9 protein-coding genes are annotated in these 17,793 nt (G+C 58.0%); 7 read left to right on the top strand and 2 right to left on the bottom strand.

Annotation, left to right across the window (positions count from 1 at the left end; genetic code table 11):
• Positions 1-161: 161 nt before the first annotated feature.
• The 6 genes from KGB06_RS04560 to KGB06_RS04535 all read left to right on the top strand — a co-directional run bounded on the left by KGB06_RS04560 (position 162) and on the right by KGB06_RS04535 (position 7,169).
• The gene (locus KGB06_RS04560; protein WP_223512136.1) at positions 162-650 is read left to right on the top strand and encodes a CS1 type fimbrial major subunit; all 489 of its coding nucleotides are present in this window, start codon (positions 162-164) and stop codon (positions 648-650) included.
• Between the two features lie 109 nt (positions 651-759).
• A complete protein-coding gene (locus KGB06_RS04555; RefSeq protein ID WP_223512135.1) occupies positions 760-3,282 on the top strand; it encodes a TcfC E-set like domain-containing protein in 2,523 nt (840 codons plus the stop codon).
• Positions 3,283-3,322: 40 nt separating this feature from the next.
• Complete coding sequence (locus KGB06_RS04550) at positions 3,323-4,063, top strand: molecular chaperone (protein WP_223512134.1); 741 nt, start codon at positions 3,323-3,325, stop codon at positions 4,061-4,063.
• A 4-nt stretch (positions 4,064-4,067) separates the two neighbouring features.
• A complete protein-coding gene (locus KGB06_RS04545; RefSeq protein ID WP_223512132.1) occupies positions 4,068-4,568 on the top strand; it encodes a CS1 type fimbrial major subunit in 501 nt (166 codons plus the stop codon).
• 24 nt (positions 4,569-4,592) lie between these two features.
• Positions 4,593-5,843 (top strand): hypothetical protein, encoded by a 1,251-nt coding sequence (locus KGB06_RS04540; protein ID WP_223512130.1) that lies wholly within the window; start codon positions 4,593-4,595, stop codon positions 5,841-5,843.
• A gap of 66 nt (positions 5,844-5,909) precedes the next feature.
• On the top strand, positions 5,910-7,169 hold the full coding sequence (locus tag KGB06_RS04535) for a hypothetical protein (RefSeq protein ID WP_223512128.1): 1,260 nt from the start codon (positions 5,910-5,912) through the stop codon (positions 7,167-7,169).
• Positions 7,170-7,438: 269 nt separating this feature from the next.
• On the opposite strand, the gene KGB06_RS04530 is transcribed toward KGB06_RS04535, so the two are convergent.
• Both KGB06_RS04530 and KGB06_RS04525 read right to left on the bottom strand, forming a co-directional pair.
• Positions 7,439-12,517: an NEL-type E3 ubiquitin ligase domain-containing protein gene (locus KGB06_RS04530; RefSeq protein ID WP_223512126.1), complete on the bottom strand. Its 5,079-nt coding sequence runs from the start codon at positions 12,515-12,517 to the stop codon at positions 7,439-7,441.
• A 166-nt stretch (positions 12,518-12,683) separates the two neighbouring features.
• Positions 12,684-15,812, bottom strand: coding sequence for a transglycosylase domain-containing protein (locus KGB06_RS04525; protein ID WP_223512124.1), 3,129 nt, complete (start codon positions 15,810-15,812; stop codon positions 12,684-12,686).
• A gap of 522 nt (positions 15,813-16,334) precedes the next feature.
• Here KGB06_RS04525 and KGB06_RS04520 point away from each other — a divergent pair.
• Positions 16,335-17,756 carry an amino acid permease gene (locus KGB06_RS04520; RefSeq protein ID WP_223512123.1) on the top strand — a complete coding sequence of 474 codons (1,422 nt, stop codon included), beginning with the start codon at positions 16,335-16,337 and terminating at the stop codon, positions 17,754-17,756.
• Positions 17,757-17,793: the final 37 nt, after the last annotated feature.

Here is a 17,793-nt window from a genome sequence, read left to right as displayed (position 1 = left end):
TTACTACATGTGCTTCGGAACTTACGTACTTACTTTCTCGAGCGATTGGCCGATCATTCTCCGGCGTCGAAAGTTAAGCGAATTCACCATTACTTCACGGTATGGCATTCGCTTGTTCTAACTTTCTGCGCCCAATCCTTTGAAAAGACAGGTACTCAACAATGTTCAAGAAGTTTGCAATCTCCGTTCCGATGACTCTCCTGGCCCTCAGCTCTTCGCTGGCGTTCGCTGCGGAAGAAGCGCGCACGACCATCAATATCAGCGCCACTATCCCAACCCAGGTATTTCACGCCCAACCGGTGGATCCTGACTTCGGTAAAGATGAAAAAATGGCCTACAACCTGGTGGCCGGTACCTTGAACCCGCTGCGTGCGACTTACGATATCCGCCACACTAACGGTTCGGTCAATGCTTATGTAGAAGGTGGTCCGCAACCCCTGTTCAACGGTGCCAACAACATCGCGCTGACCTACTCCTTCAACGGCGTAACCTTGACCGGTGTGTCTCAAGAAGTGGTCGGCGATACCGAGTCCAACGGGGGCATGCGAGCTGATCTGGTAATTGCCGCTGCCAAACCGACCGCCGCTCAGACGGGTGTTTACACGGCCAATCCGGTCGTGGTCTTCGATGCCATCCCGCGCGTCCAGTAATACGGTTATGAATTAAGGCTTGTCCTTATTCGTCAACGCCGACCGGTCGATGGGTAGTCACTGCCTGTCGATCGGGTTTTAACGTACTTATCTTCAGAGTATCTCGTTCATGTTCCCGATGACTCCCATCGCGGCGGCGCTTGCCCTTTTTTTCTGCGCAACTGCAATCGCCGCGCCAGCGGATAACGGCACTACACCTCGAAGTCTGCTGGCGCAGGCCAAGGGGTTGCCGGCCGAGTTTGAAGAGCACTTCTTTGATGTGCCGCTGGCGGTGCGCGTGGAACTTGACCAACAATTTCTCGGTGAGGCGATGGTGGTGTTATCTCGCGATGACCGCATCACCTTAGTTGAATTCGCTGACGTCAGTGACAGTACGATCAAGCCCAGCGAGCGCGACAGCTGGTCGACCTGGCTGAAACAAGGTGTGGCGTTGGGCAGCTGCGAGGCCAAGTGCCCTGAGCAACTTCTGGCGGTGCATTACAGTCTTGAAAACTCGCTGGTGTCGATTGTCACGGAAAACGCCGAACGTGATGATCAAGCACAGCGTTACTACACGTTGCCCGAAGGTGGCAGCACCGGATTGATCGTGCGCAACCAGTTGAACCTCAATGGCGGCCAGGGCCAGGACCTTGGCGGGCGCTACGGTCTGGAAGCCAGCAGCAGCCTGGGTAACTGGACCCAAGCGGTCAATGTTCAGTGGTCCCGGCTGGGCGGCCTGGATAACACGCTCTACCACGCTGTGAATGAGCTGTTTACCCAACGTGAACTGGAAGGCAACTTTCTGCGCCTGGGCCTGTTCACGCCCTCGTCCGAAGGCCTGACCCGGCAGCCGAATACCTTCGGCACCAGCCCCGACACGGCACTGGGCGTGATGTATGGCAGCTCCGACAGTCTGGCGCTGAATAACCCGAAGCCGGCTGTTTATCCGATTTATGTCACTGCCAATCGGCAAGGGTCGGTGGAAATCTATCGCGACGGTTTGATGATCAATACCCAGGCCGTGCCCGCCGGTTTGCAAACCCTCGATACACGTCCGCTGCCGGGTGGCATCTATGAAGTGGAAGTGCGGCTGATCGAAGACGGCCAAATCACCTCCAGCACCCAGGAACTGATCTACAAGCCGAACAATTGGCGTAACCATGACGAACGCTGGCGCTACAACCTCTTCGCCGGCCGTGAATCGAAAGTGCTCAGCAACTGGGACCAGCAGGACGATGGCGACATGACCTCTGGCGCCGCGTTCAACTACCTGCTGCATCCTCGGGTGATCCTCGGCCTGAGCGCTCGTCAAGTGCGCGACAACTTGCAATACGGCACGTCGGTCGATTGGTCGATCGTCAATAACGCCAGCCTGTATGCCAGCGTCTACGAGACCGAAAATTACGGCACCGGCCTTGACGTGCAGGGGCTCTACTCCTATGGCAGCGGCAGCCTCGTCGCCAGCTATAACCGCAGCTGGCTCGACACCACAAAGCTGTATGACACCCTGCCCGATGGCACGCGGGTGCGGCAGCCAAACGTGTTTATCGGGCAAACCAGCAACTCTTCGTTGTCGATCAACCATCGATTGACCAGTAAAAGCTCGGTCAATGCGCGGGTATCCCACAGTGAGGGCAACACCAATGGCACGGGTGTGGATCTAGGGTGGACCCAGCGCACCCGACTGTTTGGCAGCGATGCCAACTGGCGGCTGTCCCTGTTCGATCGGCCGGGCAGTATCAGTTCAGATGACGAGCGCAACCGTGGTGTCGACCTGAGCGTCAACATTGCCTTGGGCGGCCCCGGTGAACAGCTTTCCGGCAGCATCGGCTCACGCACCGCACGCGAGGGCGGTCGGGATAACAATGCCTCGATCTCCTACCGCAAAGACCTGCAGGATCACCTGCTGCAAAGTGTCTCGGCCACGGTCCTCACCGACACCTACGGCGTGGGCTTGAACGCAATGGGGACGATGCAAACGGACCTGGTCAACGGCGACGGTTTTGTCCAGCGCTCGTCGTTCAACAATGACTTCACCGGTGGCCTGAACCTGGACAGCACCGTGGCCGTTGGCGGCCAGAAAATGGTCGTGACCAGCCAGTACCACCGCAACGGTGCGGGCATGATTATCGATGTCGAATCGGACATCACAGATATCGCCCTGCGCGCCGACGATTTGAGCGGTAGCAGCACGGTACTCAAACCCGGGCGCAATTTTGTGCCGATCACCGCCTACAAAAGCAGCTCGGTCAGTTTCGATTTCGAGGGCAACCATGTGCCCGCCGCGACGATTCAGCCGGCCCGCTCCAGCTATCACCTGAACAAGGGCGGCGTGGGCTATCGCCAGATCAAGGTCATGCGAACCCTCACCGTACTCGGTCGCCTGATCGACCCCCAGGGCAACCCGCTCAAGGGCCACCACGTCATCAACCATGCCAGTCGCGGTGTGAGTGAAGTGGACGGTTTCTTCTCGATGGAAATGAATGCCGGCTCACCGACCCTGGAAGTGCGCCACGGTGATCAATTGCTGTGTCAATTCCGCCTCGATACGAGCAGTGGGCGCACAGAAAACAACGTGTTGATGATCGGTGATTTGCGCTGCACGCCGGACACCTTGGCAGATGCAACTTTTATGGCTCGAACGGCGGGTTGATGGCCCGGCAGAACGTGATTAATCAACGAGGTAAGGGACGATGAAACGTCTGTTGGCAGTATTTGGTTTGTGTTTGTTTACCCAGGCAACGCAGGCAACACCGAGCATCAATATCGGCACCGTGTACGACTATCTGGACGGCGACAAAAGTACCTTTTTGAAACGGGTTTTCAATGGCGGCGACAGCACGGCATTTGTGAAGGTCAACATTCTCGAGATCCTCTATGACGCCGACGGCAAATCACAGGAAGTGCCGCTCAAGACCCAGACCGATGGCAGCGCCCGCGATGGCTTGATGGCCAGCCCGGCTCGACTGATCGTCCCGGCCAATGGCATGCAGGGCACGCGATTGTTGTTCATGGGGGAGCGCGACAAAGAGCGCTATTTCCGCGTGCGTTTTGTACCGGTGGTGCCCGAGAAAGAAGACGAGTTCGCCGTCTCCAGCGAAGAGCGCGAGGACTACAAGAAAACCCTCTCCGCCGGGGTCAATGTACTGGCGGGTTACGGCGCGGTTTTTTTCGTACGACCCAAGCAGACACGCTTTGACAGCGCGATTGAAAACGGCGCGGGCACTTACCGGATCCGCAACAACGGCAACACGGTCGTGGTGATCGATGAGTTCAAGGATTGCTCGGTTAAAAACGAGCATGACTGCCAGCCGACCACCAAGCATCACATTCTCGCCGGCCGCACGTTTACCTTCGAAAAACAGGCCGGCCGCCACTACCAGTTCACGCTGGTGGAAGGTGCAAGCAGCAAAAAACTCGACGTGAAGGGTTGAAGCCATGACCAGGAAACTGATCTTCGGGTTATTGGTGGTTGCTGTTTCGTATGCGAGTCATCCGGCCTTTGCCGCCAGGGAAGTGCATCAGTTCGAAGTGTTCGTGACGATCCCGACCCAGGCGTTCTACGTGATTCCCTCTGACCCGACCTGGATCCATCGCGAGCAGCAACTGCCCTGGAACCTGACCGCATCGACGCTGGGCGGCTTGCGCAAGTATTTCGACGTCAAGAATGCAGCCGGCTCGATCGAGGCAAGGCTTGAAGGCCGACCGTATCTGTCCAACGGCACGCCGGCCGATGACATCGGCTTGCGTGTGCTGTTCAACGGCACGTTGTTGAGTGAGCTTGAGAGCAGCGAAGTGGTGTCCCCGACCGACGCCGCCCCCGGTAAACGCGTCTTGCTGGAAATCGTCCCGATGCCGCCGGCCGCCGGGGTTTACAAGCCCGGCAATTACTTTGGCAACGTCAACATGATCTTCAACGCGGTCATGCCAGGTACTTGATACCGGTTCTACGAGGCTAAAGGGATGAAGCGTTTTCGGACATTACGACGTTGTGCGGGTGCGGTGGTGTTGTGCTCGATGTGGCTGCCAACGGTCTGGGCAGAGGAGGTGTCGATTGAGGCCTCGTTCAAGCCGGATTCGGCAAACCCGCAACGCAATAAATTCACCAACGACACGCCGTCCAGTGGTTACTGCGCCTCTTGGCCTCAGCAATGCAAAGACCATGAAATGTTCAGTCTGCGAGTGCCGATCCAGTTCGATTCCAGTGGGCCGATCACGGCCAATCATGAAGACCCTCGCAAGGGCGCGATGATTAAAGTGCCCGCGCAGTGGCGGGACTTGAGGGTAGTCCATGAGACTACCGGTGAGGCGGAAACCGTGAAGGTACGGATCGCCGGTATTGGCTCCCAATACCAGACGGAAGACGTGGTCAGTCTGGTGGGCGGTGGCGTTGACTATCTACGCGCTCACTATTTGCTATGGGGCAAGGATTGGGTCAATGCGCCTGCTCCCTGTGTGTACAGCGGCGTGGGGTACTACACGACGCGCACGTATGCTTTTTTCTGGAAAACGCCGACTCAGGGGGCGTGTGAGAAACAGGCGAAGTTCAATGTTCCGTGGCTTCGTTATGAGTATCTGGATTTTGCTTACGAACTGGTAACCCCCAACCCGTTAGGCATGTCCTCGGGCAAGTACCGTGGAGACCTGGTCTATTACCTCGGTCCCAACATGGATTTCGACATGGGCGACATTATGCTGCCCACCAGCTCGACCCTGACCTTGAACTTCGCCCTGGATGTTCAGCACACCCTCAAAGTTGATATTCCACCGGGAGGCAACCGCGTGGAGCTGGTGCCCCAAGGCGGCTGGCAGTCGTGGTTGACGCAAGGGCGCAAACCGACACGCCTGTTCCGTGACCAGACGTTCAATCTTTCCGCCAGTTCACGTTTCAAAATGCAGCTCGAATGCCAATACACGCAGGATGGCAACAACTGTTCCTTGCAGGAACCTGTCAGCGGTCACGCCGTTCCCCTGAATGTCAGCGTCAGCCTTCCCCATGGCTTGAGCGATGCCAATGGGCAAGCGGTCAGTCGTCGCCCGCTGCGGCGTGACGGCAGTGGCTCGGAGCTGTTTCAACCGGGCATTTATGTGGATCGCAAACCGGGAACGCTGCACTTTGAAATTCCCGCCGCTGAAGTCGGCGAAATGATTCGTCCAGGCGTCGCTCGCCAATACGCGGGCAACGTGACAGTGATCTGGGATTCGGATGTCTAGCGCTCCGTCAAACGCTGCCCACGGTTCCAACGGGCCGGGCATCACTATGATCTTGAAGGAAAGACAATGAGCAGTCTGCGTACGCAATCATCTGAAAAATTGACTGGCCGTGTAGTGGCTGGCCTGCTGTGCGCGGTGTTTGCACTGTCGGCGCAAGCCTTGACCGTGGATATCGAAGCCACCTTCAAGCCCGACTCATCCAACCCGCAGCGCAATAAATTCATCAATCAGACGCCGTCCGAAGGTTTCTGCCGACAGGTTCCGCAAGCCTGCGAGCCCTTTGGTCTGTTCAGCCTGGGCGCGCCCATTTTGTTCACGGCCAATGCGCCGATCCTGGCCAATCACACCGACCCTCGTCAGGGCGGCATGGCCCGGGTGCCCTCGGAGTGGCGAGACGTGCTGGTGACCCATGAATCGGGTGATACCAAAGTGCTGTCCGTTCGGATTGGAGGGATCGGGCACGAAGCGTCCATCCCTCGTTCCATCACTGAACTGACGGGAGGAGGCGGGTGGGATCAACTGTGGGAAGGAGGACGCTGGATCTATGCTCCGCCACCTTGTGAGAGTGTCGGTTGGGCCACTGTTGGCCCAGTGGGATACAACAGTTTTTGGCGAGTCCCGGTTGGAGCGGGTGTGTGCAGCAAGAAGGCGCTTTTCGACATTCCGATGTCCTTCCGTTATCTGTACTTCGTTTTCGCTTATGAGCTGCGTACACCTGACCCCCTGAACATGAAGGCGGGCAAATACACAGGCTCCATCCCGTACTCGGTCGGCCCTCGCCAGGATTTCGACATGGGCGATGTCATGATTCCGAACGACAACCAGTTGACCCTCAATTTCTCGCTGGATGTTCAACATACGCTCAAGGTGGAGATTCCTCCCGGTGGTACACGCATTGAGCTGGTGCCGCAAGGCGGCTGGCAGGCCTGGTTGACTCAAGGGCGCAAACCGACGCGGTTGTTCCGTGATCAGACGTTCAACATTTCAGCATCGAGCCGATTCAAGATGAACCTTGAGTGCCAGTACGTCAGTGGCAATACCTGCGCGGTGCGGGAACCGACGGCGGGGCATTCGGTGCCGCTCAACGTCAGTGTCACCTTGCCCAGTGGTTTGACCGATGCCGCGAATCAGCCGGTCAATCACCGCCCGCTGCTGCTCGATGGCAGTGGCACGAACTGGTTCCAGCCTGGCTTTTACCTGGATCAGAAACCCGGGACGCTGCATTTTGAAGTGGCCCGGGACCAGGTCGAGGAGATGCTCAAACCGGGTGTTGCCCGAAGTTACTCGGGCACTGTCACGGTCATCTGGGATTCGGAGGTAGGTTGAAAGCAGGGTGGTGTGCAGAAGATTGTCCTCAGGACAAATGCCAGTCAGTTAAGTAAATCTCAGGCAAAACAAGCTCTTGGTAGCAGCTGGCGAAGCCTGCGTTCGGCTGCGCAGCAGTCGTAAAATTAGGCGGTGCGGTGTTTCAGGAAGACTTCGCACTCAGGTTTTACGACTGCTGCGCAGCCGGACGCAGGCTTCGCCAGCTGCTACAAATCGCGTTACGGCTTAACTGACTGGCATTACCCCCGCTGGGCTTTCAGGGGGCGTCTTTACTGCCCTGCCTTCTGCAGCGCTTCACGGGTCAAGCGTCGGCTTAACGCCTTTTCGTCATAGCCGATTTCGTTGAGCAACCGCTCATACACGGCATCGCTCATCTCGGCGCCGGTAAACACCACGCTGTGGGGCACTGGCAGTTGATCGGCGAGGTCCTGCAACTGCCGCCGCAACGGAGCGCGCCGCATTTCAGACCATCGGGCAGAGAGTGCCCAGGCGCGTTGTGCATCGCGCAACTGATCCAGCAGCTCGGGTTTTTCCTGGTAGATCCGGGCGTTACGGCGGTAGGCGTCGGGGTAGGTTTCACGCAGGTACTTTTCCCAGAAGGGCTGTTCGAGCATTTCATTGACCAGCCCATCGCCAGCCTCCATGGAAATCACGGTGTCAAACGCCGTATCGAGGTGTTTGGCGCTCACGCCCGCCACGGGTTCATAGAGCATGGTATTGGATTGCCATGGCAGGCCCAGGCGGTGAGCCAGGCCGGTTTCGTAGGCCAGGTACACCTCGACTTCATCGGGATTGCCCGCTCGACTGCGGACATCGGCACCGGCGATGTCATCCACCCGCGCCAGACGCGCGGCACCTTTTGCCAGGGTCACCAGCCTGCTTTCCAGAGTCGCAGCCGATGTCGAGAGGGCATAGGCTTCGGTGGTCAGTACCTTGATGCCCATGTTGTTGAACAACTGGGCACCGGCATCGGCGCAGGTGGTGGGTGCGGAGGTCATCTCGAACAGTTCGGTGCGCAATCCGGTGTCCAGATCCATGGCCTCGATCATGCGCCAGACGCGTCCGCTGAGGTGCTCGCGCAGCGCTCCCCCCGCGCGATAGTCGGCCGACTGCTTGAGTTTCTCGATCAATGCGAAGAAGTTTTTGGCGCCTGGTTCTCCCATCAAGTCGTGCCAGGCTTCTTTCCTGAACGTACCCAACCCGGCGACGACTGAACTCCACCAACGGGAATCATCCGACATCGGCCAGGCATCGATCGCATTGTCGGCAGCACGGCGATAGAGATGCTCGCGGCTCAGTCCCACCGACTTTCGGTATTGCTCATAAGCCATGCGGTTTGCATCGGAGAGCCGCTCGGCGAACAAACGCGTGCGGGCGACGATGCGTGCATCTTCAGAGCCCGCAACCACAGCCGGCAGTTCAGTGAGCGGGTTTTCCATCAGGTCGAGGAAAAACCCCCGGGGGCGGCGTTTCTTGAACAGACCCTCCGGCCAGCGCGTCACCCCGGTGTTGCTCAAACTGAGGATCATCAGTTTGGGCATACGCTCGACATTGGGCAGCAGGCCCAGTTCCGGGTTTTCATCGAGCCTGAGTGTTTCCATGCGGGTCAGGTTTCTCAGGCTCTCGACGGCTTCGGGTGTCAGGGTGATGTAGTTGTCGGTCAGGCGCAGGGTGCGCAGAAAGTGCATCTTGTCGATGCCGTCCGGCAAGTGCGCCAGCCGGCAGCCTCTGGCACTGAGCTGCTCAAGCTTGGGGAAGTCTTCCAGCAGACAGCCTTCTCTGGGGTAAAAGGTTGCCCGGTCCAGATTCAGCGTGGTGATCTGATCCAGATAGTGCTGGATATCCGGCAACTGATCCCACCACAGATCGAGGTTGATGAGATTGAATTCCGATGACAGATCCAGCGTGTATCCACCGTCGAAGCTGGCGCTACGCTCACCAAAGACCATCGATTTTCGTTCAAAACACTGCAACAGGCGTTCGGCAATGAAGCTCCCACCGTTGTACTTGAAGCTCAACCACAGGCGGTCAACTTCACTGTCACCCGTGCCGTCAAAGACCGCCGGCTCCCAGTTTTGCAGGGTCTGTCGCAGCGTTGCAAGCTCGTCCTCCAGCGCCTTCATGACCTTGAGCGGCTCGTTTTCGGCGTTCAAGGATCGAGCGAAGGTGGCCACTTCTCGATCATTCAGGTTGGGGTAAAGATTGCGTACCCGGTCTTCCAGTGTCGCGGCGGGCTTTGAAAACAGCGGACCACGCAGCAGGGTGACCGTTTCGGGGGGCAGGACGGGCATGTTCGGCGGCTCGGCGAGCAGCACCCGACGCACGCTGGGCTTTTCGGTCTTGGCCATGATCCATTGCTTGAAGAAACGGCCTTGTCCGGGCCGGTAACCCAGTGCCTGACGCCTGTTCGCGGGCACGGCGTGGAGTACCGATTCCATAAAGTCGCCGGCTTCATGCAGTTCATTATTGGCGTCGTCACGCACTTCGTATTGGCCGGATTCATCGCGGATCAGCTGCCGAACGGTCGTCGCATCCTCGGCGCCGACGCTGCATCGCAAGGGGCCGTCGAAGCTGCCTTCGCGCACTTCAATGCGCCGCTCGGCGAAGGTGTCGCTGTGCAGCCGCAAGGTATTGAGCACCAGCCTTTCGGTATCCGCCCCCCACTGTGCGTCAGCATAAAAGCCCTCATAGGCGTGGCTGAGGCGTGCTTCGAAGGCGGCTTCGCGAGCCAGGGTTTTCAAGCGCAGCGGCGGGCGCTGTTCTTTTGACAGGCGTTCCAGTTCACCGCCACGGGCCTCGCCCAGCAGTGTTTCCGCCGTTCGGGCCGGCAGCTCCGGTACGGTTTGGCGCAGAACACGGATACGCGGGGCGTCCGAGGTTTGCCCGGCCTGGTAAAGCTGTTTGAAGATGTCTGTCCTGAGCTCGCCGGCTTCATCAGCCAGCCGATTGCGCAGTGCTTGCACGCGATCACCCTTGGCGACCTGCGGACCGAGCAACGCTTCAAGCTCGGCCTCGTTCAAAAAGTCGACGATGCTTTGCGGTAATTGGCCGCTCATGACATGGGCGAGAGTGGTGGCGAGGGTCTGTTCGTCGCTGGCCTGCTCGTTGCCATACTGGTGAAAGGGCCCGGTCAGGTCGGTGTTTTGGTAAACCTTCAGCGCTTTCTCTGCGGGCCAGCCGTCCAGATAGCTCACCAGTGTTTCGAACCAGTAAGAGGCCGGGTCGAGGGCCTGCCCGGCACGGATTTGCCCGATCGCTGTGTCGATCTGCCGGTCAATCTTCAAACGCTGCAGACTGTCCGCAAGTAGCGACGGCGGTGGCGCGTTGTCGATGTACATCCGGCGCAGCGCATCGTCGTCGGTGCCGCTGGCGATGCGCACCCGCTCAAGCTCTGCATCGCTGAAAGCGTCCACGTCATGACCCAGGCGGCGCATCAATGTCGGGCCTTCCCAGTCCTGCGGGGTTTCGCCTTCATGGGTCCAGGCACCCCGGCCATTGGTCTTTAATTCGGGTAAATAGGCATTGGCTCGGCGAGGATGCTTGATGCGGTAGCGACCCTGCTTGACCTGGTGTTGCACGGCGTAATGTTTGCCCTCCAGTGGCAACACGCGTTGCCCCTTGTGCGAATGCAGGCCCTGTTCATCAGGTCGCGAACCGTCCGGCAACGTGAGGTCTGGCTGCTCGTAGGGTTTGAGGTCGGGATGCCACAGTCGGGACTCACCGTTGGGTAACCTCACCGGTTTCATGCCTTCGATCAAGGGCGAAAGCCTCAGGCGCGCGAATTTGCCCAGCTCTGCACCTACCGCAATAGCCGCCAGTTGCAGGATATTCGTCACCACACCGACGATGTGCTCGGCGGCTTCGGTCCATAACCCTTCGGCCATGTCGACGATGGATTCGACCACCTCACTGGTGATCTGGTAGGCGGTATAGACCATCATCAACTCACCCACGAAGGGGACGAACGGCGTGATGACAATCAGCGCGACGTTGAAGATGTCCGAGACAATCTTCTTGAAGTTGTCCCACCAGGCCCAGCGGGCATTGCTGTCGGCATCGGCGGTGGACACGGCGATGTGTCTGGCGTCGTTGAGAATCTTGTTCAGTTTCTGCTGATAGAGATGCGTCCACAGACCGTCGTTGATCAGCTCGGTACGAAAATGCAGGCGGGGGTGAGACACCGGTTCCTCGCGCCATGGCGGTCGCTGATCCAGTGGCTCTTTTTTGTGCCAGCGCACCTCGGTCAGGTTCTGCTGGAGTTCGGCGAAAAACAGCCCGCGTTGCTGATGAGGGACGAATTGACTGAAGTATTGGCGGTAGGTCATGCCGCTGGATTTGATCAGTTTGTTTTCCCGCAACTGGCGAGTCAGTTCGTTTAAGAAGTCGGGGAGCGACGGGTACGACTTCAGCGGATGTTCGGGGTCTTGCGGTACATAAGCAATCACGTGCTCGGTCTGCCATGTCCGGTCCAGATCCGGGGCGATGAGGACGATGCCGGTCAACGTCGTGTCCAGCATCGACAGTTGGTGAAACCGCAGGTGCTTGCCTTTGAGTTTGATATTGCGTTCACCCTCAAGCATCGCCACCACCACGTCACGGGTGTAGGGCCCGATATCGCCGGTCACCACCGCCAGTTGCGCCGCCGCTTTGAATGCTGCTTTCTGACTTCTGACGACTTTTTTCTTCAAGAGCGTTTTGGCAACGACATCTTCGGGCAACAACATGCTTTGCAGGTATTGGGTGTATCGGGCGCCAATATCCAGTTCGCGACACAGCGTCTGGAACTGAGCGATGGACATCTTGTGTTTGATTGGTTTGATGTCGAACAGCCCACGTTCATCGGGTTGGCTGATGAAATCCGAATCGGCCTCACAGGTTTCGGAGCGGGCGAAGTTGTGCAGCGCCGCGTCCAGCAGAGAAACAGTTCGGGTGACAACACCTTTTGAAATGTCTATGGCGTACCACGGTTGTTGCTTGGGTAAGTAAAGATGCAGGAATGTTGTTTTGACGTCGTCCTCGACGCCATAGTGTTGCTTGAGTGCGGCACTCAATAAGGGTTCGGCAAATTCATAAACATTCTGCAACTTATCGAACAGCCGGTCGATGCTGTTGTGTTCGGTCCACAGTTTCAGATTGGCATCTTGTAACTGGCTGTGATCGTGCTGTGAGGCGGTTGTTATCCAAGTCGCGGGGCTGATTCGCGCGGAACTTAGTTCCCTGGCTCTTTTTAGTGATGAGCTTTTGAACACGAGAGGGATGCGGCTCTTGATAAGCGCGTAGTGACGGCCACTGTCGCCAAGTGTGTCCAGCTCTTGATCTGCGGTTATACGTCCTTGTAGGTCAGACATTGTTCTAATAAACCTTGAGCGTTAATAGGAGCTTCCAGCCTACCTTTCATCGCTCAAAGTTAAAGTTTGAATAACTGCTGTTAAGTCAGAGTTCGTCCTTGAAAAAACATTGAAATTATCAATGTCGAAAATAATTATGTACCACCTGCGCACACGACCGATTCTGCTAACGCCGCACCACTTCAATCGGCAGGCAACCGGTGTTGCCGGTGGGTTGCAGGTACGGCGTCAGAATCGGCGCCATGCCCTTGAGCACTTGCACCGGCAGCGCGGAAGTGAACGTGAACGATTCGGCCGAGCGACCCGGTACGAAGGCGGTGAGGGTGCCGAAATGGTGATCGCCGATGTAAAACACGAAGGTCGCCGTGCGATTGAGGGATTTGGAGCTGATGACCCGCCCGCCGGAACCAATGGCTGCAATGCGGTTGTCACCGGTGCCGGTCTTGCCGCCCATGGCCAGCGGTTTACCGTCGGGCAGGGTGAAACTGCCGGACACACGTCTCGCCGTACCGGCATCCACCACTTGTGACAAGGCTTCGCGCATGGCCGTGGCGACTTCAGACGGCATGACCCGCTTGCCTACGTCCGGATCATTGATCAATTTGGTTTCGTACGGTGTGTTCGCCGCGAAATGCAGGGTGTCGATGCGCAGTGTCGGCATGCGCACGCCATCGTTGAGAATGGTGCCGATCAACTCGCCCAGCGCCGCCGGACGGTCACCTGAGCTGCCAATAGCGGTGGCCAGCGACGGCACCAAGTGATCAAACGGGTAGCCGACTTGCTGCCAGCGCTGGTGAATGTCGAGGAACGCTTCGATCTCGAGCATGGTGCGAATGCGGCTGTCACGGGCGCCCTTGTGACGGCTTTTGAACAGCCAGCTATAGACTTCCTGGCGTTCGAAATGGCTGGCTTTGACGATCTGGCTCCACTTGGCGTCAGGGTTGTTCAACAGGTAGCCCATCAGCCACAGGTCCAGCGGGTGGACCTTGGCGATGAAGCCCTGATCCGGCAGATCGTAGGCACCGGGGCTGTAGTTTTCGTACAGCCGTTGAAGGCGTTCGTCGGTGAGTTTTTCGGTAGGTTTTCCGGTGGGCTTGGGGCCTTTGAGGTGCGAACGCACAAAGGTATTAAAGCTTTCCTGACTGGCTTGCGGCAGCAGATAACGGTGAATCGCCGCCAAGCGAATCGGGGTTGGGCGCAGGCTGTCGAGGAAGGTGTCGAGCCGCGCCTGGGTGTCCTTGTTTTTGTACTTCTTCCAGAACTTCAGCAGGAACGAGGTACCTTCGCGGTCGGCAAAATTGGCCAGGTATTCCTGACGCCGAGGGTCGCGGTCGTCCTTGAGCAGTTCGGCGCTGCTGTTGGGGCCGGAATACGTGGCGTAACGCACCAGGTCGCGCATCAGCCGAATGAACGGCAGGTTGATGGATTCGCGCAGGGCATCGCGCAAGGTGGGGATGCGGCCGTTGTCTTCCTTGCGAAAGTTATGGAAAACGTGCAACCCGCCCCCGGTGAAAAATGCTTCGCCGGGGCTGGCCGAGTATTTGCGATCCAACGCCGCGCCGAGCATGGCCGGCAGGTTGCGGTCTGTGTTCTCGATCAGGTAATCAACGGCCCAGCGGCTCAGGCGGTCCTGGTCAGGGACGTCGATTTTTTTCAGTTCAGGGACCGTCATCCCGGCATATTTATCGTGCAACTCGGCGATGATTTGCAGGTAGGTGGTGAGCACGCGCATTTTTGCAGTAGAGCCCAATTCCAGCTTGCTGCCTTCGTTGATGTCGAACGGCTGGTCGGTGCTGTCGGTCTGAATCCGCACGCGCGCGCCGTCCGGTGTCAGTTCAAACAGAGTGAAGCTGTAGCGCACCTGGGTGGTACTGGTGGGGGTGAGCAGACGTTCGCCCATCAAGCCGATCTGCGTGGCAAACGCCGGATCGGCCAGATGCTTGAGGTACTCGGTGGCCTTGGATTGCAGGTCGCCTTGCAGGGTGCTGGTGGCAGACAGGTCGAGGCGATCAAGGTCGTACAGCGGACGATTGAGCAACCCGCCCAGGCGGCTGCGCGCCACGCTGATGCCTTTGTTGGTCTCGATCGGCTGAATGGTCGGCTGAGTCTGCCAATCGCGATAAGTAACCTTGCTGGCCAACGCCGCCGCCGCGAAAGGCGCATCGATCACGTTGTTCTGTGCCAGTAGACGGATGTGGCTGTCGGTAAGATCGGCCAGTTCATCACGGCCCTTGGTCAGGTAGTGAGAAGGCCGGCGCTGGGCAATCATCAACGAGAGCATTTCACGCAAAGCCAAACCTTTTGCGGCCAGGGTCTTTGGGTCCGTTTCGGTGCTGGTCAGCGTCTCGTTGGCCTTGTTGAAGTCGGCGCCATACCAGACGCGCAACCCCTCGGCCATGCCATGCACTTCACCGTGGCCCGGCACGGCCGACAGCGGCACACTGTTGAGGTAGTCGCGAACCACATTCTGCCGGGCCTGCAGGGTTTCCGGACCTGCCTGATAGGCCCGCACGGTGGCGGAAATCATCTGCCGGATCTTTTCCGCGCCCGACACCGTCAGGCCATCGGGTGAGTGCCGATACTTTTCAAGCTGTGTCGCCAGGGTACTGCCGCCCGCCGACTGGCCCGGCAGGTGAATCAGTTTGGCCACCTGCGACCACGCGGCCATGCCGAAGCGCGGCCAGTCCACGGCGGGGTTGGCCAACGGTTGCTTGGGGTCGAGCAGAAAGCGGTTCTCGATGAACAACAGGCTATTGATCACCACCGGTGGAATCGATTCAAAGCTTGAATAAAGCTGTTGTGGATACTTGAACTGGTACAGCGGTAACGCGCGGCAATCGGTGATCGACAGGCCGGCCTGGATTTTCTCCGAGTAGGGCACGAAAAGGCCTTTGGCGCTGTAGTCCATCAGCTTTGGAGAGAAACGCGTTTGGGCTGAAATCACGTAGTCGCGCTTGAGTAACCGTGGCAGGAACTCATTCAGTGAGCTGTAGCCCAGTCGCAAATCGAAAGGCCCGGCGCCAGGGTAACGAATGGCATCGCTGGGGCCCGGTTCCAGGGTGTAGCTCAGCGACGCGGCGAATTTGCTGGCTTCCCGTGCCTGAAACTTCGAAGTGCGCATTTCTTTGGCAGCAGCGAGCCCCACGACGATCAGAATGATGAGCAGCAGCAACCAAAACGCCTTCCAGCCGTGTTTGACACGGCTGCTACGGGGTTTTTCAGGTGATGGCGCTTCTTCCACAGGTTCAGTCGGGACCACAGTTTTACTCGTATCGGTTTGCCACAAAGCGCCCATAGTCGATTGATCCATTTACGCAGATTGATCGGACTTGTCTCAAGCTTAGACGGTGGTTGGCGATGGTGAAAAAATTGTGGACAAGGATGTCGTGTATTTTTTCTGGATCCACGCAAGTCCCGTAGCAGCTGCCGAAGGTTCGGGGGGATGATGGCATCGTGGTTGAAGAGGCTTGATCTAGAGCCATTGATCGCTAAATAAGGTCCAGGCAAATGCATGACGATGCACCAATGCTGTGCAATACTCGCCGCCGTTTTCAATTGCGAGTGAAATCAGCTTTAGCCAGTTAAAGCCTCTCCTTGAATCGCGCTTTTGCCGAGAGTTGTGGCTGTAATTTATGGTTTATAGAGTGAAAACGCCTGCGAAAAGCTTTTTATACTGCGCGTCCCGCTGATCCTGAAGGTTTTGTCCTACAGGACGGTTTTGCCCAAAAAGCAAACCGGTTTCAGGCAAGCAATGGCTTATCGGTCAGCGCTTCGACACTCGGTGGTCATATCCAATAACAAGACGAGGATGTCCCCTATGCCAGTCGGCAATCACCTGCCCCACGGCGAGACCGCTCAAGGCGGCCCGCTTAAACGCGAACTCGGCGAACGGCATATTCGCTTGATGGCGCTCGGTGCCTGTATCGGTGTCGGTTTGTTTCTCGGATCGGCCAAGGCCATCGAAATGGCCGGCCCGGCCATCATGCTGTCGTACATCATCGGCGGTCTGGCGATCCTGGTGATCATGCGCGCTCTCGGCGAAATGGCCGTGCACAACCCGGTCGCCGGCTCGTTCAGCCGTTATGCCCAAGACTACCTCGGCCCTTTGGCGGGCTTTCTCACCGGTTGGAACTATTGGTTCCTGTGGCTGGTGACCTGCGTCGCGGAAATTACCGCGGTGGCGGTGTACATGGGCGTCTGGTTCCCTGATGTGCCGCGCTGGATCTGGGCGCTGTCGGCGTTGATCAGCATGGGCACCATCAACCTGATCAACGTAAAAGCCTTCGGTGAATTCGAGTTCTGGTTCGCTCTGATCAAGATTGTCACCATCGTTGCGATGGTCATCGGTGGCATCGGCGTGATCGCGTTCGGCTTTGGCAACGATGGCGTGGCGCTGGGGATTTCCAATCTGTGGACCCACGGTGGCTTCATGCCCAATGGCGTGCAGGGCGTGTTGATGTCCCTACAAATGGTCATGTTCGCCTACCTCGGCGTCGAGATGATCGGCCTGACCGCCGGTGAAGCAAAAAATCCGCAGAAGACCATCCCGGATGCCATCGGCTCGGTGTTCTGGCGGATTTTGCTGTTCTACGTCGGCGCGCTGTTCGTGATCCTGTCGATCTACCCGTGGAATGAAATCGGCACCCAGGGCAGTCCGTTTGTGATGACGTTTGAGCGTCTGGGCATCAAAACCGCCGCTGGCATCATCAACTTTGTGGTGATCACTGCCGCGCTGTCGTCCTGCAATGGCGGCATTTTCAGCACCGGGCGCATGCTCTACAGCCTGGCGCAGAATGGCCAGGCCCCGGCCGGTTTCGCCAAGACGTCAAGCAATGGCGTGCCGCGTCGCGCCTTGCTGCTGTCGATGGGGGCGCTGCTGTTGGGCGTGTTGCTCAACTATCTGGTGCCTGAAAAAGTCTTCGTCTGGGTCACCGCCATTGCCACCTTCGGTGCGATCTGGACTTGGGTGATGATCCTGCTGGCCCAGCTCAAATTCCGCAAAGGCCTGAGCGCCAGCGAGCGTGCCGGCCTCAAATACAAAATGTGGCTGTACCCGGTCAGCTCGTACCTGGCGCTGGCGTTCCTGGTGTTGGTGGTCGGCCTGATGGCGTACTTCCCGGACACCCGTGTGGCGCTGTATGTGGGGCCTGCGTTCCTGGTGCTGCTGACGGTGTTGTTCTATGTGTTCAAGCTGCAACCGACCCAAGTGTCGCAAGGTGCGGTACGTTCGGCGTCGTAAAGTGTAAGGCTTGAAATGCAAAAAGCCCCGGTCGAGA

It is taken from the genome of Pseudomonas sp. GL-B-19, assembly GCF_019956415.1.
In the GTDB taxonomy this organism is placed as follows: Bacteria; Pseudomonadota; Gammaproteobacteria; order Pseudomonadales; family Pseudomonadaceae; genus Aquipseudomonas.
Note: the sequence above shows the minus strand (reverse complement) of the source record. Positions and strands in the feature narration are given on the sequence as shown.